Consider the following 21005-nt stretch of genomic DNA (forward strand, 5'->3'; position numbering starts at 1 on the left):
CATAGCCAAGGTCCAGGCTGAGGACGGCGCCACCCAGCGCCACACATCTGCAGCGGTGGCACTGCGTCGAAGGTGAATTTATCCATACCAGCAAGGCCAGTGCTGCGCTGCTCTGTTGCTAGTGGCCCGTGAACTGTTGTCATACACACAGTCGTTTTACAAAGTGTCGGGTTGTTGCTGTTCAAACACCCTTTCTAGACCTGTTTTTCGGGGTTTTTGCGCTGGCATGAACCCTGCAAAGTGCCTGTCAGAGCCAGACTATGCCCATAGATGCTCCCCTTATTGAGTCGGTGTGGAGTATTGAGTTGATGTGGAAAAAGTCCGGAAAAAATGTTCAGCGTCTCAACCCGTTAACCACGGCGTCGAGCCTGGGTGTGCTGTTGATGCTGGTTCAGGGCGTAAGTGCGGCGGCGCAAGATCCGACGCTGGCCACGGTGGTGGTACAAGGTGCCAGCGCCAGTGAAGCGCAGAAAGCCGAGAAACAATTGAAGAAAATCGCCGGTAACACCGCAGTGGTGGATAACCACGTTATAGAGCAGGGCAGGGCCGCCAACGCCGAAGATGTGCTGGCCTTGCAACCCGGTGTGTTTGCCCAGGCCACCAGCGGCTCCGGGGCCAATAAAATCTCGATACGCGGCTCCGGCCTCAACACGTTTTATCAAGGCTATGTACTGGGCATTAAGTTCCTGTTTGACGGCTTGCCCCTCACCGGGCCGGGTGGCACTCAGGAGGACATGCTCGACATGGCGTCGGTTGATCACACTGAAGTGCTTTATGGCGCCAATGCCTATTTGTATTCGGCGCTGTCGCTGGGGGGCGCGATCAATATGGTCAGCAAGACCGGGCGCACCGATCCGGGTAGCTCTGTGCGCCTGGAGGCGGGTAGTTTTGGTTACCGCAAACAGCAGCTCAGCACGGGCGGGGTAGTCGGCGACAGTGATTATTACGTCAGCGTGCTGCACAACGAACGCGACGGTTATCAGCACGACACTTCTAACAAAGGGCAGGGGCTGGTAGCCAACTTCGGGCACGTGTTCAGCCCCAAACTGCAAACCCGTTTCTTCTTGCGTTATCGCGAAGAAACGCTGACTCAGGGCAACGCGCTGACCAAGTACCAGCTCAAGCATGATCCCAAGAGCAACGAGGTGCCGTTCGGGCGCAAAAAAGACGGCTCGACCTTGCTCGGCAGCAAAACGACCTACACCTTTGATGACGATGCCAGGCTGGAAGTGGGTGTTGGTTATAACGATTATCCGTTGCTCAACGGCTGGCGCTACGCCGCCCAGCCGCAGGACTGGCGCTCCAAAGACCTGAACTTGACCCTGCGCTACCTGCGCACCGGCGATACGGTGTTCGGTTTGCCCAGCGACAGCAACGTGACCTTCAGCACCACCCGGGCCTGGTTGGCTGACGTCAAATCCCACAGCCGCGCCACTGGCCAGACACTGCAAAAAACCGATTACACGGGCTCGCGCGATACGGTGTTTTCGGTGGGTAACGAATTGCAGTTGGGCGAGCGCACCTGGCTGTCCAGCGGCGTATCGTGGATCGATATCAAACGCAAGGCCGACATTCAGTACACCACCAGCGTCAACACCAGCGAGTTTCCCAGTGGCGTTGAATACAGTGAGTACGACTGGGCGCCGCGCTTGGGGCTGCGCTATCAGTTGACCCCGGATTTCGAGCTGTTCGGCAACGTCAGCCGCTCCATTGACCCGCCGGTGACCTGGCAGTTGGGCAGCACCGGCACCCCGTATATCCGTGATGTACGCCCGCAAAAGGCCAACACCGTGGAGTTCGGCATTCGTGGCGGGCACGGTATCTTCGACGGCAGCCTGACGGTTTATCGCTCATGGGTGCAAAAGGAATTGCTCTCTGTGGTGGTACGCCCGGCCAGTGCAACCCAAGATCAACTGATCGCGACCTCCAATGGCAGCGCAACAATTCACCAAGGGGTCGAGGCGGGGTTGAACGCATTGCTCTGGGAGAATCAGAACGGCGACAGCGTGGCGTTGCGCCAAGCCTATACCTATAACGATTTCCACTACCGCAACGACCCGGTATTTGGCGCCAATGAGCTGCCGGGCCTGCCGCGTCAGGTGTACCAGGCGGAGCTGCAATACCGTCAGGCCACGGGCTTTTACGCGCAACTCAATGCGCGTGCCGCGTCCAGCTATTACGTCGATTTCGCCAACACCTTGAGCGCCCCGTCCTATGTGCTGTGGGGGGCCAAAATCGGGTATGAAGCGCCGAGTAAAAAGTGGGAAGTGTTTGTCGATGCCCGCAATCTGACCAATCAACGCTACGCCACGGCGGCCAACACCACCTATGACGCCAAAGGGCAGGACTCGGCGAACTTCTTTGTGGGCGATCCCTTTAACGTCACCACTGGTGTGGCTTACCACTTCTGACTCGGCGGGCCTGCCTTGGCCAGGCCTTACATCAGCAGATAGAGCAGCACGATGTTGACCACCAACATCACCAGCGCCGTGGGTATTTGCGCCTTGATCACGGCGTATTTGTCCGGCAGCTCCAGCAGCGCGACGGGCACCATGTTGTAGTTGGCTGCCATGGGCGTCATCAGCGTGCCGCAATAGCCGGAGAACATGCCAATCGCGGCCATCACGGCGGGGTTGGCATCATAAATACCCACCAGCACCGGTACGCCGACACCGCCGGTCATTACCGGGAAGGCCGCAAAGCCGTTGCCCATGATCATGGTGAACAGCGCCATGCCGAGCACGTAGACCATCACCGCGATCAGCCGATAGTCCATGTTGATGTACGCCGTGGTGACGTGAGCAACCGCGGTGCCGACACCGGCGTCATTGAACAGCAGGCCAAGCATGGCCAGCATTTGCGGGAGCACCATGGTCCAGCCCAGGGCTTCAGTGAGGCGGCGTGACTCGCGTAAACCTTGCAGCGGCGTATCGCGGGTCAGTATGCAGGCCAGTATCAGGGCGACCAGACAGCCCAGCCCCAACGACACAAAGGTGGTGTTCTTCGGGTCGAGCAGCGGTACGCCGCCGATCTGCACATGTTTGAGCAGCACCGTGCCGATAACCGTCACCAGCGGGATCGACAATGCCGGGATGAACAACTTGTGGCCCAATCGCCCGGCGCTGGCGCGGGCAGCTTTGACTGGCAATTCGGCATGCGCGCCGCGACCGACACCGCCGATGCCGGCAATACCCGCCATCACCAGCACGCCCACCCCGACCACAAAGGGCGACAAGCGATCTCCGATCAGAAACACCATCGAGAACAACGCCCAAAACAGTGCGCTGGTCCAGCGCTTGGGATGGCTGCGGTCCGACACAATCATGCCGGCGGTGATCAGCAACAGCGCCCCGGCCAGCCAATAGAAATACTGGATAGAAATAATCATCGGGCCAGCTCCCTGGAGTCGTCAGCGTGGGCAACTTCGGACAGGCTACGAGCCAGCATCAGGTCAAAGCGATAGAGCCGCAGTGCGTGCACGATAAAGGCACAAATGGCCGTGGGAATACCCCAGAACGCGATATGCAGCGGTTCGACATCGAGGCCCGACCCCAGTAAAAAAGTGTGCATCAGGGCAATCGCCCCAAAGGCCACGAACACGTCTTCGCCAAAGAACAAACCGATATTGTCCGTGGCCGCGCACATGGCCAGGACTTTTTGCCGAACCGCAGCCGGCAGTTTGCCGTACTTGTTTTGGGCAGCACCTTCGGCCATGGGCGCCAACAGCGGGCGCACCATTTGCGGGTGTCCGCCCAGGCTGGTCAGGCCGACCGCTGCGGTGGTTTCGCGCAGAAACAGGTACATGATCAACAATCGCCCCACGGTGGCCCGCTGAAAGCCTGCGATCCAGTTTTGTGCGTGCAGGCGCAGACCGTGGCGCTCCAATAAGCCGATCACAGCCAGAGGCAATAACAGAATGAGTTGCAAGGCGCGGGTTTGCAGAAAACCTTCACCCATTTCGCTGATGATTTTTTCCAGCGGGAAGTTGGCCGCAAGCCCGGTGACAATGGCCGCCGCACTCACTACCAGCAGGGGATTGAAGCGCAGCAAAAAGCCCATGATGATGACGAGCACGCCGATCAAGGGCCAAAGATTTACGACGGTTTGCATGAGGGTAAGATCCCTTAGCTGATTGCGACTCACCAGGGCAGGCTGGTGTGAGCAAGGCGAAAGCGGTCAGGCACACTTTCACAAAATCGGTACGCTGCCGGACTCAGCGTGTTTTTTTATTGTTGACGCTCATGGAATGGCGACTGACCCACATGGTTGGGGGCTTTGGGCGATGCGTCCAGTCAAAAAAAGTTGTCGCCGCCGAACAAAAAAGTTTTATCAATCACCGACTTAAGCGGTCTGGCTTGAAGGCACAGTGAGCGTTTACAGTGGCACACTGTTTTCACCGGGTGGGATGTCCTACATGAATATGCGATTTCTACTGACATTCGTCTGGGTGGCCCGCCTTGGCAGCTTCCGACTCACCGCAGAAAAGCTTTCAAGCACCCAAGCGGCCATTTCAAGCCGTATTTCAGTGCTTGAAACCGAACTTGGCGTGCAGTTGTTCTTGCGTGATTCACGGGGCGTCAACCTGACTCGCGAAGGCCACAAAGTGCTGGGCTACGCCGAAGAGATGCTCGCCACCCAACAGCGCTTGCTCCAGTCATTGGGGCAGGCGGACAGCTTTACCGGGCGGTTGCGCATCGGGGTGATGGACACCGTGATTCACAGCTGGCTGAGCGAGCTGATCAGTGCCTTGAGTCGTGACTTCCCTCAGGTCGAAGTCGAACTGACGGCCGACACGGCACTGAACCTCAGTGAGCAATTGCTCAAAGGCCAGCTGGACTTGATCTTCCAGACGGACCTGTTAAGGGCTGACGGGGTGCGTAATGTGCAATTGGCCCGCTACCCGTTGAGTTGGGTGGTCGCACGAAACGGCGCACTGGACAGGCCCTATGACAGCCTTGCGGACTTGTGTCAGGAACGCTTGTTGACGTTTTCAAGGCACTCGCGACCCCATCAGGACATGCTCAATTTCTTGCATCAGCACGGTATCGCGACACCGCGCATCAGTTGTATCAATTCAGTGGCAGCGATCATCAAGCTGGTCGCCGATGGCTTTGGTATTGGCGCTTTGCCGCCGGTACTGGTCAGTCGTGAACTGCACAGTGGCGCGCTGCGTGCTGTGGCGATTGAAACTGCACCGGGTTTTTCGGTGTACGCCAGTTGGCGGGTGGGCGCCGGGCTTGAGCTGAACGAGGCGGTGGTCATCCTGAGCCAGACGGTTGTGGCCGATTATCAGCGCAGTGTCCTGCCTGAACACCTGATCTTGCCGATCAACTGATCCGTATTTTTTCGTGTTATCTGCGACTGTTATGTGTGCAGCCAGCGGAGCAGAATTACTCACAACCTTTCGAGACAGACCAGAACGTTGACGACACAGCAACGCTCGCATGGGATCAGCTGATGTTCTGCGCCTGTTTTCTTACGAACGTGTAACAGGGGAAATGACATGGGCAAGATGGGATGGTTTCTGGGCGGCTTTTTAGTGTTGACCATTGGCATTGGTTTATTGGCGACCATTCCGCCGGGCTGAAACCGGCCTTGAGCCGGTGAGCGAAGGTAAGCCAGTTCTTTGAATTGCGTAAGTTTGTTCTCCGGCTTAATTCCTGCCTTGGGTCAAAAAGCATGAGTGCTTAACTTTTAATTTTTAATTAATTAAGAGTTGGCCCTTATGTTGAACCGTGAAGTGTTCACACAGTTATTTCCCAAAAGCGCAGCGTCCGTCGATGTTTATTTACCCATCGTGCAGGCCGTCACGCACGCCAATACTATCGACACCCCCCGGCGTCTGGCGGCCTTCATCGCGCAGGTGGGGCATGAAAGTGCCGGTTTTACGGCACTGGTTGAAAACCTCAACTACAGCGCTGACGGCCTTGCCGCCACGTGGGGCACGCGGTTCGCGCAACGCGACAGTGCCGGTCAATACATCACGGTCATGGACGGTGGGCGTGCGCGCAGGTTGCCCAACAGCGATGCGCAAAAACTGCACCGTCGACCACAAGCCATTGCCAATCAGGTGTATAGCAATCGTCTGGGTAATGGTTCACAAGCTTCAGGCGAGGGCTGGCTTTATCGCGGCAGGGGTTTGATTCAAATCACCGGTAAAAGCAACTATCAACACTGCAGCCTGGGCTTGTATGGCGACGAACGATTGCTAGGAACCCCACACTTACTGGAGCAATGGCCTGGAGCCGTAGCGTCTGCGGGGTGGTACTGGTCGTCGCGCCAGCTTAATGCATGGGCCGACGGGGAGGATTTCGAAGCACTGACGCGAGCGATCAATGGTGGGCTTAATGGCCATGCCCAGCGTTTGGCGGTGTTTGAGAAGGCCTTGGAGCTTTTGTCTTGAAACCTGGGGTTTGATTGAAGGGCCCGCCCGGCAAGATGCAAAGTGAACATCTGCTTTTCGCTCAGCGAGCCCCGTCACCGGGTGTTAACTGACGACGCGATAACACGGCACATAAGCCGCGCCGCCGGGCAGTTTCATACGGTGTTGTTCAACGAATGCATGCAGCAGTTTATCCAGTGGCTTCATGATGGCCGTGTCGCCGTGAATTTCATACGGTCCGTATTCCTCGATCAGGTGAATGCCTTTTTCTTTCACGTTGCCAGCCACGATCCCCGAAAATGCCCGGCGCAAATTAGCCGCCAGCTCGTGGGGCGGCAGGTCACTGCGCAATTGCAGGTCAGCCATGTTGGCGTGAGTGGGGTCGAAAGGGCGCTGGAACCCTTCATCGATTTTCAATAGCCAGTTGAAGTGAAACGCATCATTGCGCTCGCGGCGAAATTGTTTAACGGCTTTGAGTCCAGCGGTCATTTGCCGGGCAACTTCCGCCGGGTTGTCGATAATGATCTGGTAGTGCTGCTGGGCCTCATCGCCTAACGTGGCGCCGACAAACTCATGCAGCTGTTGCAGGTACGGCGCAGCTTCTCGAGGGCCCGTCAGGATTACCGGGAATGGCACGTCGCGGTTGTCCGGGTGCATCAAGATCCCTAGCAGGTATAGGAATTCTTCAGCGGTTCCGGCGCCGCCCGGGAAGATGATGACGCCGTGGCCAACGCGCACAAACGCCTCCAGGCGTTTTTCGATGTCCGGCAGAATCACCAGTTCGTTGACGATAGGGTTGGGCGCCTCGGCCGCGATGATGCCCGGCTCGGTCAGTCCCAGATAACGCCCGCCTGTCAGGCGTTGCTTGGCGTGGGAAATGGTTGCCCCCTTCATAGGCCCTTTCATCACGCCGGGCCCGCAACCCGTGCAGATGTCCAAGCTGCGCAGGCCCAGTTCGTGGCCCACTTTTTTGGTGTACTTGTATTCTTCGGTATTAATCGAATGGCCGCCCCAGCACACCACAATTTTGGGCTCGACGCCGGGGCGCAAGGTGCGGGCGTTGCGCAGCAGGTGAAACACATAGTCAGTGATACCCGCCGAACTGCTCAGGTCGATACGCGGGCTGTCGAGACCGCTTTGTGTGTACACAATGTCACGCAGGGCGCTGAACAACATTTCGCGGGTGCTGGCGATCATTTCACCATCGACAAAGGCATCGGCCGGGGCATTAAGCAGCTCCAGGCGCACCCCCCGGTCTTGCTGGTGAATCCGCACGTCAAAATCCTGATACGCCTCAAGAATGGTTTTAGCGTTATCGACGTGGGCGCCGGTGTTGAGAATAGCCAGTACACATTGACGAAAAAGCGTGTAGCTGCTGCCCGAGCCAACCTCACTCAGTTGCTGAACTTCACGTTGGGATAAAGTTTCCAGGCTGCCTTTAGGGCTGACCGAAGCATTGATGACTTGTCTTTGAACCATTGTGGGCTTCCTGTGAGCGGGATCGAAAAGAGGCGTGGCGTGGCGTAGCTGTTTAATCCTTATCAGCGATTCGCATGTGCCGGGCGAGAGGTCCCAACTCTTACGGCTTTGGTTATTTTCACTATCAGCATAGTCGCCGCAGATGAGGCTGGCTGCGGTTTTGCCTACATTAACACTGCCGGCGCATAAGGCCAGTATCGGCCTGTTCGGTTGCCGGATCGCGACAAAGGTGTGAGTGTCTGCGTTAAGCTTCGGTTCAAAATGAGCGTTTATAAAGGGGAACCGAGTTGATCATTACGACGACAAACAGGATTGAAGGCCGCCAGATCACCGAATACCTGGGGATCGTCAGTGCCGAGTCCGTTCACGGCATAAACGTGGTGCGCGATTTTTTTACCGGAGTGCGGGATTTTTTTGGTGGTCGCTCGCAAACCCTGGAGCGAGCATTGAAAGAGGCGCGTGCCGAGGTAACTGATGAAATTCGCGACAGGGCACAGACCCTTCAAGCCGACGCCATTGTGGGGCTGAACTTTGAAATCAGCATGCCTTCCGGGCGGGGTGGCATGCTCGTGGTGTTTGCCACGGGTACGGCGGTGCGGTTGAACTGATGGCGCTCATTCCGAGGAAAATTCGACTGCCCTGGGGGCAGCCGAATCATGCGCGCGGAGCGCGCAAGGGAGCGTGATTTAGATCGTAGTGGTAACAGGTGCCGAAGCGGCATGTGTTGACAGCGCTTGCTGAAGCTTTGCTTCTTGCTCAGGCGACAGGGACGTACGCAGCACCTTGCCTTTGAAGTCTGACTGTTCAAGTTCCTGAAGGACTTTTTCGGGTTGGAATTTGCGCAACAGAACGAACAGGGCAGACGATTCCTTTGGAATGGTTTCGCTGAGGTTTTTGATGAAGTCGTCGTCGATGCCGTAGTCGGCCATTGAGCCTGACAGTGCCCCCATTCCCGCCCCGGCCGCGCCGCCGATGACGAAGCCGGCCAAAGGGTTGAGAAACAACAGGCCGACCAGCGCGCCCCACAGGCCCCCTGTAACCAGGCCCGAGGTCGCACCCAGGGCTTTGAGATTAACGCTTTGCTTTACGTGAACCTTGCCTTCAGCGTTGCGTACAACAATGACGGCATCCTCAAGCTCTACCAAGTGCTCTTTGCCCAACGAGGCTAGTTTGGTAAGGGCGCGGTCGGCTGTTTCAGTATCTGGGAATCCCACAACGATTAAATCTGACATGTCTTTCATTCCTTGACTGTACAGGTCAAGCCCAAGATCGGGCTGACGCTTACGAAGGTGAGTCACACGCTGGACTGTTTGACCTTCTGCGAGGAATGAGCGTGGTCGCTAACCTTTAAACGGTCAAGTCGACAGCAGGATTCTGCGAATGCTTTAGCAATTATGGGCTTGGGAAGGTCGTTGCGGGAGGGTGTGCGGGGGGGGATTGAGGAGGGCTGGCTGAGCAGCCCTGACACTCAGTTCGAGGGCTGATACCTCGAACGCTTAGGATGGATCTACCTTGTCAGTGGCAGTCAAGCCAGCCTGGATGCGTTGATAAATCTCTTCACGGTGGACAGCCACATCTTTCGGCGCATTGATGCCGATTCTGACTTGTTGCCCGCTGACACCTAAAATAGTGATCGTAATATCGTCACCGATGTTTATGCTTTCACCAACTTTACGGGTGAGTATCAGCATTTTTTTCTCCTTGATGGCTTTGTAAGGCACGTCTCTGAGACGGTGCGGCTTCGTTCATGGCTACAGAATACTGCTAAGTGGATATAAATGCGCCGCTCATTACAGACGTCCTCGCCAAGGGTTAAATTCCCTGAGTGCGGGAATATCTTGGTACAGACCTTTAATAAGGGCGGATTGGATTTGTTCAAGGAGAGCAAATGCACTGTCCCGGTGATAAAATCGACCCACTCAAACAGCTAGGGGAAATGCAGTGCGCAAAGTCATCGTGATGACAGCAATTTTGGCCTTGACGGCTTGCGGTCAGGAGTCTAACGATAAAATCCAGCAGGCTAAAGCAGCTTCTGAACCAACGGTAGCACAGGCGCCTGTTGCTCACTGGGCATTGGAGATTACCGAGGGCCAGCGCGCAACCATCACCGATACCACGGGCAGGCTCATGGAACATGGTTTCACCCCCTATATTTACGAACATGACGGTGTTAAACATTTCTTGATCGGGCCGTACGCGACCCAGGCTCAAGCCCTGGAGACGCAAGAGAAGATCAAGCAAAAGCCGAAGCTGGACGGCATTGAAACCGACATTATTGAATTGCCCGCCAGCAACTAATTAAGCACAAAGCGCCAAACACAGAGTGAGCTTAACCGCGGTCTGGCGCTGTTATGTTTTATTTATTCGCGGATCTGTCCGGGTGTTCGCCGACGATGCACGACGTTAAGGGCATTAAGGGAATGAGCAATCACAAGATCCAGATTCGTCGAAGCAATGTTGAAAAAATCCTTATAGGCGCAGAGAAGGTGTTTGCAGAAAAGGGGTTTGCGGGGGCTGCAATGGCGGACATTGCCGCTGAAGTTCAACTGCCGCGTTCCAACCTGCATTACTACTTCAGCACCAAGAACGAACTGTACAGCGCTGTGTTACTAGGCTTGCTTGACGTGTGGAAGCAGGACGCACTGTGCTTTGAAACCTACGATGACCCACGTCTGGTACTCAGCAGTTATATCCGGGCCAAAATGAACCATTCGCGCACACGGCCCTATGGTTCGAAGGTATGGGCCAACGAAATCATTCACGGTGCGCCGTCTTTGGGCCTGGCGCTGGATGCCAGCCTGTATGACTGGGCCAAGATGAAAGAAGCGAAAATCCGCCAGTGGGTAGCCGATAAACGCATTCTGGCAGTAGAGCCGGCAAGTTTGTTGTACATGATCTGGGCTTCAACCCAGCATTACGCCGACTTTGATCATCAAGTGAATATCCTCAATGACCATCAGCCCTTGTCTGATATTCAGTTCGAGCGCGCTGTGCATACAGTGACCAGCGTGATTTTGCGGGGGATCGGGCTGGAGCCCTGAGGGTGGAGAGAGCGCGAATTTTCGTCGTTGCTGACGAGGAACGAAGGCTGCGATCGACGGCGAAGACGTCGCAAAACCAGAGACACCGATGGGCCCCCACTTTGCGAACGCTTCGCGCTCGATCGCAGCCTTCGTCAGCGACTACAGTGCGTTACACCCTCCCTCAGGATGCCACGCGGTAGGGGTTGCGCGGGTCGTGGTTCCAGTCCAGAAACGGCAAACCGTTGTTGTGCGGCACCATCTCGATGCAATCAGCGACGGGGCAGGTGATCTGGCACAAGTTGCAACCGACGCACTCATCATCGATCACTTCATAGCGATGGGTTCCGTTCGCCAGCTTCACACTGGAAATCGCCTGGTGCGAGGTGTCTTCGCAGGCAATATGGCAGCGTCCGCAGCCGATACAGGCGTCCTGATCAATCTTGGCGATCACCTGATAATTGATATCAAGATATTTCCAGTCGGTGGTATTGCCCACGGCCCGACCGGAGAAGTCATCCAGGCTGGTATAGCCTTGGCTGTCCATCCAGCGCGATAAACCGTCTTTCATCTCTTCGACGATGCGAAATCCGTGAAGCATCGCGGCCGTGCACACCTGTACCGATCCACAGCCCAATGCGATAAATTCTGCCGCATCACGCCAGCTGCCAATGCCGCCAATCCCGCAAATCGGTAAGCCTTTGGTCAAAGGATCACGGGCGATTTCGGCCACCATGTTCAGTGCGATCGGCTTGACCGCTGAACCGCAATACCCGCCGTGAGTGCTTTGACTGCCCACCACCGGCAGCGCCACCATGCGCTCAAGGTCAACGCTGGTGATGGAGTTGATGGTGTTGATCAGTGACACCGCATCGGCGCCGCCACGGTGTGCCGCGCGGGCACTGAGGCGCACATCGGTGATATTGGGTGTCAGCTTGACGATGACGGGCAGCGAGCAGTAGGTTTTGCACCAGCGCGTGACCATCTCCACGTACTCGGGTACCTGGCCCACGGCTGCGCCCATGCCGCGTTCTGGCATGCCGTGAGGGCAACCGAAGTTCAGTTCGATACCATCGGCGCCCGTGGCTTCAACCAGCGGCAAAATGTGTTTCCACGCTTGCTCTTCGCACGGCACCATCAGCGACACAATCAGTGCGCGGTCGGGCCAATCCTTTTTGACCTGAGTTATCTCGCGCAAGTTGATTTCAAGCGAACGGTCAGTAATCAGCTCAATATTATTGATGCCCATGACTTCGCGGTTAGGCCCGAAGTGTGCCGAATAGCGTGAGGACACGTTGACTGCGGCCGGGTCTTCACCCAGGGTCTTCCAGACCACGCCGCCCCAGCCCGCCTCGTAAGCGCGCACCACGTTGTAGGCTTTGTCGGTCGGCGGGGCAGAGGCCAGCCAGAAAGGGTTAGGCGCTTTGATGCCGGCGAAGTTAATCGAAAGATCGGCCATTTACGCAGCCTCCTGATTGAGCATGAGTTGGGCATGAATGGCTTCAGCAGCAAGCTTGCCGTGTTGTACAGCCTGTACGGTCAGGTCTTGACCCAGTGATGTGCAGTCGCCACCGGCGTACACCCCGGCCACGCTGGTGCGCAATTGCTCGTCGACCGCGATGCGATCGCCGATTCGGCGCAGTGAATGCGCCAGCGGATCACTCAGCGCCGTTTCGTCAAACGCCTGGCCGATGGCCTTGAACACCGCGTCGGCAGCCAGTTCGAAGGTTTCGCCGGTGGTCTCTAACCGTCCGTTTTCAAGGCGGGTGCGGGCAAAGCGCATGCCGCGTACTTTCCCGTGGTCATCCAGTAACACCTCGTCGGGCTGTGCCCACGTCATCAAGCGCACCTGGTTATCTTTGGCGATGTCTTGTTCATGCCCGGTGGCGCCCATGTCCGCCAACCCGCGGCGATACACCAGATTCACTTCCCGCGCCCCCAGACGGGCCATTTGTACGGCCATGTCGATGGCTGTGTTACCGGCACCCAGCACAATGCAGCGCTCGGCCAGTGGTAACTGGGTCAAGTCGTCACTCTGGCGTAATTCGCGGATGTAGTCGGTGGCGGCCAGCAGGCCGGGTGCGTCTTCGTGGGGCAGGCCCAACTGGCGGCTGGCTGCCAGGCCAAGGCCAAGGAAGACCGAGTCGAAGCGTTGATGCAGCTCGCTCAGGCTCAGGTTGTCACCCAAGCGCTGACCGTGGCGTACTTCGATACCGCCAACGTCCAGTACAAATTCCACTTCCTGCTGGGCGAAGTCGTCCACCAGTTTGTATTTGGCGATCCCGTATTCATTGAGCCCGCCAGCCTTCTCGCGCGCTTCGAAAATCACCACTTCATGACCATGCAGCGCCAGTCGATGGGCGCACGCCAGCCCGGCAGGCCCCGCGCCAACCACGGCGATACGCTTGCCGGTTGGCTCTGCTCGTTTAAAGGGATGTTCGCTGAACTGGGCATGGTCGACGGCATAACGCTGCAACAACCCGATCAATACTGGCGCGCATTCCTGCTCGTTATTGCGCACGCAGGCTTGTTGGCAAAGGACTTCGGTAGGGCACACACGGGCACAACTGCCGCCCAGAATATTGGCCGAAAGGATTTTATGCGCCGCGCCTTGCACGTTCTCCTGCTGGATATTGCGAATGAACGAAGGAATATCAATGTCGCTGGGGCATGCATTGACGCAAGGCGCGTCGTAGCAATACAAGCAGCGCGAGCTTTCAAGTACGGCCTGTCGGGCGGTCAACGGCGGAGCCAGATCAGTGAACTGGCTGGCCAATACCGACGCATCTTGCTGAGGATGCGGCAAATGATTCAGGGATTTGATCACAGTGAGTGCCTCACGGTTGTGGGAAGCTTCTGCCTCTGTCGGGCAGTGGGTTGTGCTACTTAGCGTTTAACCGCCACGGGGATGTGCTGCTCGGCGCGTTTTTTCAGTAGGTCAAACACCGCCGGGTAGGGCGCACGTTCGATATAACGACCCGCGCCACGCTCTGCCCGTAAATCGCCATCAGCCCATACCACGCGACCCTGGCTGATGGTGTGGCTCGGAACACCGCGCACGGTTTTGCCTTCAAAAATGTTGAAATCGACTTTTTGATGGTGGGTTTTCGCTGAAATGGTACGGGTGCCCTCTGGGTCCCACAGCACCAGATCCGCATCGGCGCCAACGCGGATCGAACCTTTGCGCGGGTACATGTTGAAAATCTTGGCGGTGTTGGTGGACGTCAGTGCGACAAACTCCTGCATGGACAGGCGGCCCGTGTTGACCCCCTCATCCCACAGCACCGCCATGCGGTCTTCAATGCCCGCTGTGCCGTTGGGGATCAGGCTGAAATTATCGCGACCGGCCGCCTTTTGCTCAGCGCAAAAGCAGCAATGATCGGTGGCCGTGGTGTGCAGGTTGCCGGACTGAAGGCCATGCCAGAGGGCTTCTTGATGGCCGCGCGGGCGGAAGGGCGGGCTCATCACGTAGCCCGCTGCGGTCTGCCAGTCGGGGTGCTGATACACGCTTTCGTCCAGCAGCAAATGCCCCGCAAGTACTTCGCCATACACGGGCTGGCCCTGACTGCGGGCGTAAGTGATTTCGTCGAGCGCTTCACGGGTCGATACGTGCACCAGATACAAGGGCGTGCCGATGGTCTGTGCGATGCGGATCGCCCGGCTGGCGGCTTCGCCTTCCACTTGCGATGGGCGCGACAACGGATGCGCTTCAGGGCCGGTCATGCCTTGTGCCAGCAACTTGCGTTGCAAGTGATACACCAGCTCGCCATTTTCAGCATGCACCGTGGGCACTGCGCCCAGTTCCAGGCAGCGTTCGAAGCTGGCCACCAACGTGTCATCGGCGGCCATGATGGCGTTTTTATAAGCCATAAAATGTTTGAAGCTGTTGATGCCGTGGTGGCTGACCAGTTCGGCCATTTCTTCGCGGACTTGTTCGCTCCACCAAGTGATTGCCACATGAAAACCGTAGTCCGACGCGGACTTCTCAGCCCAGCCCCGCCATTGATGGAATGCCTCCAGCAAAGACTGCTGAGGGTTGGGAATCACAAAATCAATAATGGAGGTTGTGCCGCCTGCCAGACCGGCCGCTGTGCCCGTGAAAAAGTCCTCGCTGGCCACCGTGCCCATAAACGGAAGTTGCATGTGAGTGTGCGGATCAATACCGCCGGGAATCAAATATTGGCCGCTGCCATCAAGCACTTCACACCCGGCCGGAACATCAAGATTCGTTCCAATGGCGCGGATTAGACCGTCAGCGCAATAAACATCCGCGCAATAACTTTCATCATGGGTCACAAGCGTAGCGCCACGGATTAACAGTGACATACGGAGTTCCTCGCAGGCAGACCGACTAAATGCCGGTTCTAAGTGTTGTTATTACCAGCACGGTGCAGGTGTAATTCCTGTCACTGGTGTCAGGAATGAAATCTAGTGGGTTGTTGGGAAATGATCAAACTTTTTTTTTAATTGTTCATGAATAATATAAGTCATTGTTTTATAAGTATTTATCCTGTAAATATCCAAAATGGTGCATGCACTCACCATTTTGACGCACTTGACAGGAATCAAATATAAGCGAAGTTTCTTATGCGAAATCAGGCGTTTGAGGTGCCCTGAGTGGCACGGGATAAGCACTTGAAATTAATAAGCGTGCACCGACTTGTTTCGTTTTGTTATATGAAATTTTTACAAGCGGGTAACACCCGGCGCTTAATAAGAATGAGTGCTATTTCGGCAAATGTTTATTAGCTGTTAAACCAGACAGTTGCACCGTTGAGCCGTGGAATATCGCAAGGACCGGGCAAGTCGGCACAGTTCTTGATTGTGGTTGGCACTACCGGATCAACCGTGTCAGCCAAGTGAGCCATATTGCGTTAAAGCGCAGGGCTTAAAGAACATAAAAAAAGAGAGTGAACGAGCATGCAATCGAGCAGATCACACGTCACCGAACGGGACGGTTTGTACGAGTTGGACGCTGGCCCTGAAGTTCTTGAAAGTCCTCGCTATAACCACGACATGGCGCCTACCAAAGTTCATGAGCGCACCTGGAATAAATGGCATATCACGGCGTTATGGGTCGGTATGTCTATATGTGTGCCCACCTATACATTGGGCGGTGTATTAACGGCTTACTTCGGTCTAAGTGTGGGCGAAGCATTGCTGGCCATCTTGTTGGCCAATATCGTCGTTTTGATCCCCCTGACACTCAATGCTTTTCCCGGTACTAAATACGGCATTCCCTTTCCCGTTTTACTCCGTTCTTCTTTCGGCATTATCGGCTCCAATGTTCCCTGCCTGATTCGCGCGCTGGTGGCGTGTGGCTGGTTCGGCATTCAAACGCTATTTGGCGGTTTGGCCATTCACCTGTTTCTGGGGTCGGTATTCGAAGGCTGGAAAAGTTTGGGCGGGATCGGTGAGGTGATCGGCTTCATGATTTTTTGGGCGCTCAATCTGTGGGTCGTGTTGCGCGGTGCCGAGTCGATCAAATGGCTCGAAACCCTGTCCGCACCCTTGCTGGTGCTGGTGGGTATCGGTTTGCTGGTCTGGGCCTTGCCTAACGTGTCGATGACCGAGTTGATGGCTCAACCACCCAAGCGCCCTGAAGGAGCCAGTGTGTATGGCTATTTCTTTGCCGGCTTGACCGCCATGGTCGGCTTTTGGGCGACCTTGTCGCTGAATATTCCGGATTTCAGCCGTTACGCTAAAAGCCAGAAAGACCAGATTCTGGGGCAGGTCTTGGGCTTGCCACTGACCATGTTCCTGTTTGCGGCGTTGGGTGTGGTGTTGACCGCGGCCTCCGAAAAACTGGTGGGCGTGACTGTTTCAGATCCAGTGAGCCTGATCGGCCACATCCAGAGTCCGGGCTGGGTGGCGCTGGCCATGGCCTTGATCATCATCGCGACCTTATCGACCAACACCGCAGCCAACATCGTTTCACCCACCAACGACTTCCAGAACATTGCGCCCAAGCTGATTAACCGCACCAAAGCCGTGATATTGACCGGTCTGGTCGGGCTGGCCCTGATGGCCCATGAGTTACTGAAAAAGCTGGGCCTGCTGGTCTCGGATGTCAGCCTCGAAACCGTGTATTCCAACTGGTTGCTGGGCTACTCCAGCCTGCTGGGGCCCATCGCCGGGATCATGGTCGTTGACTACTTTATCGTCCGTCAGCAACGGCTTGACCTTGCCGGGCTGTATGTCGATGGCGTTTACCCAGCCTGGAACTGGAACGGTTTCATTGCCTTCGGCGTGCCCGTTGCCCTGACGTTGATGTCGCTGGGTAGCAGTTCATTCAGCTGGTTCTACGATTTCGGCTGGTTTACCGGGTCACTGCTCGGCGCTGCCATTTATTACGCCTTGTTCCGCCTGAGCAGCCCACAGACGGCGGCCGTCAAAAACGCTATTTGAAGCATGAAACATTCAATAAAAACTGCCTGAGGAAACCACCATGAACGCAGCACACGACCTTCAGCAGCATCTCATCGGCACCATCAATGGCGAGCGCCTGTGGGCCTCATTGATGGAATTGGCGCAACTGGGTGCCACCGCTAAAGGCGGCGTCTGTCGCCTCGCTCTTACTGACCTGGACCGCCAGGCCCGCGACTTGTTTGTGCGCTGGTGTGAAGAGGCGGGGTGTACCGTCAGCGTCGATGCGGTGGGTAATATTTTCGCCCGGCGGCCGGGCACCAACCCCGACCTGGCGCCCGTGATGACCGGCAGCCATATCGACACCCAGCCCACGGGGGGCAAGTTTGACGGGTGCTATGGCGTGCTGGCCGGGGTTGAAGTGCTGCGCAGCCTTAATGACTTGAATATTCAGACTGAAGCACCGCTGGAAGTCGTGGTGTGGACCAACGAAGAAGGTTCGCGATTTGCCCCGTGCATGATGGGCTCCGGGGTATTTGCCGATAAATTCACGCTGGAAGAAACCCTGGCCAAAACCGATGCCGATGGCGTGACCGTCGGTGAGGCACTGAATGCCATCGGCTACGCAGGCAAAAGAACTGTGAACGGGCATCCGGTAGGGGCCTATTTTGAGGCGCATATCGAGCAAGGGCCGATTCTGGAAGATGAGCGCAAAACCATCGGCGTGGTGCTTGGTGCCTTGGGCCAGAAATGGTTCGACCTCAACCTGCGCGGTGTGGAAGCGCACGCCGGGCCAACGCCTATGCACCTGCGCAAGGATGCGCTGGTCGGCGCAGCCGCGGTGGTCGCGGCCGTCAATAAGGCTGCGCTGGGCCATCAACCCCATGCGTGCGGGACCGTCGGCTGCTTGCAGGCCTATCCTGGCTCGCGCAACGTCATTCCCGGCGAAGTGCGCATGACCCTCGATTTTCGTCATCTGATTCCCGAGCAACTGGACGCGATGATTGCGCAAGTGCGTCAGGTCATCGAAGCCACATGCGAGCAACATGGCCTGAGCTTTGACCTTACCCCGACAGCTGATTTTCCGCCGTTGTACTTCAACCCCGATTGCGTCAACGCCGTGCGCGATGCGGCCAATGAACTGGGCTTGTCCAACATGGACATCGTCAGCGGGGCAGGGCATGACGCCATCTTTTTGGCCGAGCTGGGCCCGGCGGGGATGATCTTTGTGCCGTGTGAAGGCGGCATCAGCCACAACGAAATCGAAAATGCCGACCCCAAGGATTTGGCGGCAGGGTGTGCGGTATTGCTCAAGGCGATGCTGGCGGCAGCGACGACAGGTTTTGCGCGGACCCTGTAGCCGCTGCCGAAGGCTGCGATCGAGCGCGAAGCGGTCGCAAACGAGGGCACCACGGTGTGCCCGTTTTGCGACGGCTCTGCCGCCGATCGCAGCCTTCGTGCCTCGTCAGCGGCTACATTGATGCTGTGATGTCAGTTGCACACCACAGTAATACCGTTTCCATCTGACTGTCTGAACGGAACCGTCCGACATACAGATGTTTGTTTGCCTTATCTAATAACTCCCCAGTCAAAACTGACGGGGGAGCAGGGCATGTCTCCTTCGTATTCCGAGGAGAGACACGGATGCCGCCAACTTCCCACCCGTCACGGAGTCGCTTGTCCGTACCGGGTTTACCCCTTGAGCTGGACGTATTGAAGTTCGATGGCCATGAAGCCATCAGCCAACCCTACCGCTTTGTTATTGATGTGGTCAGCCGCCAGGACGATCTGGACCCTGGACGCTTTTTGCATCAACCCGCCTTTTTGGCTTTTGACGACCACAACAACGGCATCTTCGGCCACATCCAGCAGTTTGCCGTGGGTGAGTCCAGCGCCGATCTCAGTCATTACCAATTAATCCTTACACCTCGTTTGCAAAGCCTGTCGCTGCGGGTCAACCAGCGTATTTTCCAGAACCTGAGCGTTGAGCAGATCATCACTCAGGTGCTCAAGGAACATCACCTGCAGGTGACCCTGGACGTCCTGTTTGAACTCGGCCCCCCCGTTTACGAACCCCGGGAATACTGCACCCAGTACAACGAAGATGACCTGCATTTCATTCGTCGCCTGTGCGAAGAAGAGGGCTGGCATTTTCACTTCAGGCATTCCCCCACCGGCTGTGTGCTGGTGTTTGGCGACACCCAGATGAATTTCGGCAAACTGCCGCGGCCCATGCCATTCGTGCCCGCAAACGGCATGGCTGGCCATAAACCCTCGATCAAGCGCTGGGGCGAACGCCAGCAGATACACACCCGCCGCGCCACCCAGCGCGATTACGATTTTGAGCGGCCCCATGTCACGCTGGAATCGGACTTTCTCAGCGGTCTGCCAGGCACCGTGGATGGCCATGCGCACCTTGAAGATTACGCCTATGTGGCCCACGCCTTGCCTGAGCGACAGCGTCAACGCCAGGTGCAGCGCACCCTGGAGCGTCTGCAAGTGGGCGCGCGTGTCGTCGATGGCAGCAGCGATGAGCCGTGTTTGCTGTCAGGGCACTTGCTGACGCTTGAAGGCCATCGGCGTTACAGCCCCAGTGATTTGTGGCTGTTGACCCGGATTCACCACGAAGGTTATCAGCCGCAAGTTTTGCAAGAACAGGCTGGCAGCGCCCTGGACTGGCCGAGTGCGGATTTTCAAGGCTACCGCAACACCTTCGAAGCCATCCCCGGCGAGGTGGCCTTCCGCCCGCAACTTGAGCACCCCAAGCCCCTGGTGATGGCCGGCCAGACCGCTGTGGTCACCGGTCCGCCCGGCGAAGAGATTTTTTGCGATGCCTTTGGCCGGATAAAAGTGCGCTTCCATTGGGACCGCCGCGGCATCGACGACGACAACAGCAGTTGCTGGTTGCGCACCGTCAGCAGCTGGGCGGGGCATCACTACGGCAGTCAGACGCTCCCGCGCGTGGGCATGGAAGTGGTGATTTTATTTTTGGAGGGTGATTGCGACCGGCCGATTCTGCAGGGTGCGCTGCACAACAAAACCCACACCGTGCCTTACGAGTTGCCGACGCATAAAACCCGAAGCGTGTTCAAAACCCTCAGCTCGCCGGGGGGCGGTGGTTCCAATGAACTGCGCATCGAAGACCGCAAGGGCGCGGAGCACATTTATGTGCACGCCGAGCGCGACCTTCTGGAGCAGGTCAAGCATGACCACCGTCTTGAAGTCGGGCACGAGCAGCGCAGCCAGATCCATGGCAACCGCTACAGCCAGCTCAACGCCGAAGAGCACCACCACGTCACGGGCGAGCGCAAGGTGCAACTGTTGAGCAACGACCACCTCACCGTTGGCGGCAACAGCGTTAACAGCACCGGGCAGGTGTTTGCGGTCATGGCCGGTCAGCAAGTGCACTTGCAGGCGGGCGCTGAGGTGGTCATCGACGCGGGTGCCCGCCTGATCCTGAAAGCGGGTGGGCAGCACATAGTGATTTCCAGTGACGGAATCTTCAGCAGCACCTTGATCCTGCCCGGCGGCTCGTCGGTCAGCGGTGCAGCCCCCGTGCCGGCCTTGCCGGGGTTGGCGGGGGAAACGCCCCAAGCCACCGCCGCGCGGTTGCTCGAATTGATGGACACGCAGGGGTTAGCTACTCACAACGCACTAGTGCCAGCAACTGAGGCCACGGCCCATGTGTGCGAGAAATGCCTGGTGCGAGCCAGCCAAAAGGTCGAGCCACTGGTGCCACGTTGACCCGTGGCTGTTGC

The 21005-nt window shown here is 57.0% G+C and carries 17 protein-coding genes; 9 read left to right on the forward strand and 8 right to left on the reverse strand.

The window, feature by feature from the left end; translation table 11 throughout:
• Nucleotides 1-308 precede the first annotated feature (308 nt).
• Nucleotides 309-2411 carry a TonB-dependent receptor family protein gene (locus tag FJD38_RS20110; RefSeq protein WP_146387192.1) on the forward strand — a complete coding sequence of 701 codons (2103 nt, stop codon included), beginning with the start codon at nucleotides 309-311 and terminating at the stop codon, nucleotides 2409-2411.
• Nucleotides 2412-2437: 26 nt separating this feature from the next.
• Here the strand turns inward: FJD38_RS20110 and FJD38_RS20115 are convergent, their stop codons facing one another.
• Nucleotides 2438-3388, reverse strand: a complete 951-nt coding sequence (locus FJD38_RS20115) for a DUF979 domain-containing protein (RefSeq protein WP_146387117.1) — start codon at nucleotides 3386-3388, stop codon at nucleotides 2438-2440.
• Complete coding sequence (locus tag FJD38_RS20120) at nucleotides 3385-4110, reverse strand: DUF969 domain-containing protein (RefSeq protein ID WP_122782207.1); 726 nt, start codon at nucleotides 4108-4110, stop codon at nucleotides 3385-3387. The genes FJD38_RS20115 and FJD38_RS20120 overlap by 4 nt, the downstream gene beginning before the upstream one ends.
• A gap of 304 nt (nucleotides 4111-4414) precedes the next feature.
• Between FJD38_RS20120 and FJD38_RS20125 the strand changes: the two genes are divergently transcribed.
• Both FJD38_RS20125 and FJD38_RS20130 read left to right on the forward strand, forming a co-directional pair.
• Nucleotides 4415-5335 carry a LysR family transcriptional regulator gene (locus tag FJD38_RS20125; protein ID WP_122782224.1) on the forward strand — a complete coding sequence of 307 codons (921 nt, stop codon included), beginning with the start codon at nucleotides 4415-4417 and terminating at the stop codon, nucleotides 5333-5335.
• 390 nt (nucleotides 5336-5725) lie between these two features.
• Nucleotides 5726-6403: a glycoside hydrolase family 19 protein gene (locus tag FJD38_RS20130; protein ID WP_146387119.1), complete on the forward strand. Its 678-nt coding sequence runs from the start codon at nucleotides 5726-5728 to the stop codon at nucleotides 6401-6403.
• Between the two features lie 84 nt (nucleotides 6404-6487).
• On the opposite strand, the gene ppnN is transcribed toward FJD38_RS20130, so the two are convergent.
• On the reverse strand, nucleotides 6488-7861 hold the full coding sequence (gene ppnN / locus FJD38_RS20135) for a nucleotide 5'-monophosphate nucleosidase PpnN (protein ID WP_122782209.1): 1374 nt from the start codon (nucleotides 7859-7861) through the stop codon (nucleotides 6488-6490).
• A 287-nt stretch (nucleotides 7862-8148) separates the two neighbouring features.
• Between ppnN and FJD38_RS20140 the strand changes: the two genes are divergently transcribed.
• Nucleotides 8149-8469 (forward strand): YbjQ family protein, encoded by a 321-nt coding sequence (locus tag FJD38_RS20140; RefSeq protein ID WP_122782210.1) that lies wholly within the window; start codon nucleotides 8149-8151, stop codon nucleotides 8467-8469.
• A 78-nt stretch (nucleotides 8470-8547) separates the two neighbouring features.
• Here FJD38_RS20140 and FJD38_RS20145 read toward each other — a convergent pair whose 3' ends face one another.
• Together FJD38_RS20145 and csrA are read right to left on the reverse strand one after the other, a co-directional pair.
• A complete protein-coding gene (locus FJD38_RS20145; RefSeq protein WP_122782211.1) occupies nucleotides 8548-9093 on the reverse strand; it encodes a DUF1269 domain-containing protein in 546 nt (181 codons plus the stop codon).
• A 264-nt stretch (nucleotides 9094-9357) separates the two neighbouring features.
• Nucleotides 9358-9552, reverse strand: a complete 195-nt coding sequence (gene csrA / locus FJD38_RS20150; RefSeq protein ID WP_122782212.1) for a carbon storage regulator CsrA — start codon at nucleotides 9550-9552, stop codon at nucleotides 9358-9360.
• 250 nt (nucleotides 9553-9802) lie between these two features.
• Here csrA and FJD38_RS20155 point away from each other — a divergent pair, with 250 nt between their 5' ends.
• Both FJD38_RS20155 and FJD38_RS20160 read left to right on the forward strand, forming a co-directional pair.
• Nucleotides 9803-10159 (forward strand): hypothetical protein, encoded by a 357-nt coding sequence (locus tag FJD38_RS20155; protein WP_122782213.1) that lies wholly within the window; start codon nucleotides 9803-9805, stop codon nucleotides 10157-10159.
• A 122-nt stretch (nucleotides 10160-10281) separates the two neighbouring features.
• Complete coding sequence (locus tag FJD38_RS20160; RefSeq protein WP_122782214.1) at nucleotides 10282-10902, forward strand: TetR family transcriptional regulator C-terminal domain-containing protein; 621 nt, start codon at nucleotides 10282-10284, stop codon at nucleotides 10900-10902.
• A 163-nt stretch (nucleotides 10903-11065) separates the two neighbouring features.
• On the opposite strand, the gene preA is transcribed toward FJD38_RS20160, so the two are convergent.
• Genes preA through hydA form a run of 3 tightly spaced genes read right to left on the reverse strand, consistent with a single transcriptional unit; the run spans nucleotide 11066 to nucleotide 15207 of the window.
• Entirely contained in the window at nucleotides 11066-12340 is a 1275-nt protein-coding gene (gene preA, locus FJD38_RS20165) for an NAD-dependent dihydropyrimidine dehydrogenase subunit PreA (RefSeq protein ID WP_122782215.1), read from the reverse strand.
• Nucleotides 12341-13708: an NAD(P)-dependent oxidoreductase gene (locus FJD38_RS20170; RefSeq protein ID WP_146387121.1), complete on the reverse strand. Its 1368-nt coding sequence runs from the start codon at nucleotides 13706-13708 to the stop codon at nucleotides 12341-12343.
• A gap of 59 nt (nucleotides 13709-13767) precedes the next feature.
• Nucleotides 13768-15207 (reverse strand): dihydropyrimidinase, encoded by a 1440-nt coding sequence (gene hydA, locus FJD38_RS20175; protein ID WP_146387123.1) that lies wholly within the window; start codon nucleotides 15205-15207, stop codon nucleotides 13768-13770.
• A gap of 594 nt (nucleotides 15208-15801) precedes the next feature.
• On the opposite strand from hydA, the gene FJD38_RS20180 reads away from it, so the two are divergent.
• From FJD38_RS20180 to tssI, 3 genes are all read left to right on the forward strand, one after another.
• A complete protein-coding gene (locus FJD38_RS20180) occupies nucleotides 15802-17289 on the forward strand; it encodes an NCS1 family nucleobase:cation symporter-1 (protein ID WP_146387125.1) in 1488 nt (495 codons plus the stop codon).
• A gap of 40 nt (nucleotides 17290-17329) precedes the next feature.
• Entirely contained in the window at nucleotides 17330-18607 is a 1278-nt protein-coding gene (locus FJD38_RS20185; RefSeq protein WP_146387127.1) for a Zn-dependent hydrolase, read from the forward strand.
• A 284-nt stretch (nucleotides 18608-18891) separates the two neighbouring features.
• Nucleotides 18892-20991, forward strand: coding sequence for a type VI secretion system tip protein TssI/VgrG (gene tssI, locus FJD38_RS20190; RefSeq protein WP_146387129.1), 2100 nt, complete (start codon nucleotides 18892-18894; stop codon nucleotides 20989-20991).
• Nucleotides 20992-21005: the final 14 nt, after the last annotated feature.

The sequence above is a fragment of the Pseudomonas saxonica genome (assembly GCF_007858365.1).
GTDB classification, from domain to species: domain Bacteria; phylum Pseudomonadota; class Gammaproteobacteria; order Pseudomonadales; family Pseudomonadaceae; genus Aquipseudomonas; species Aquipseudomonas saxonica.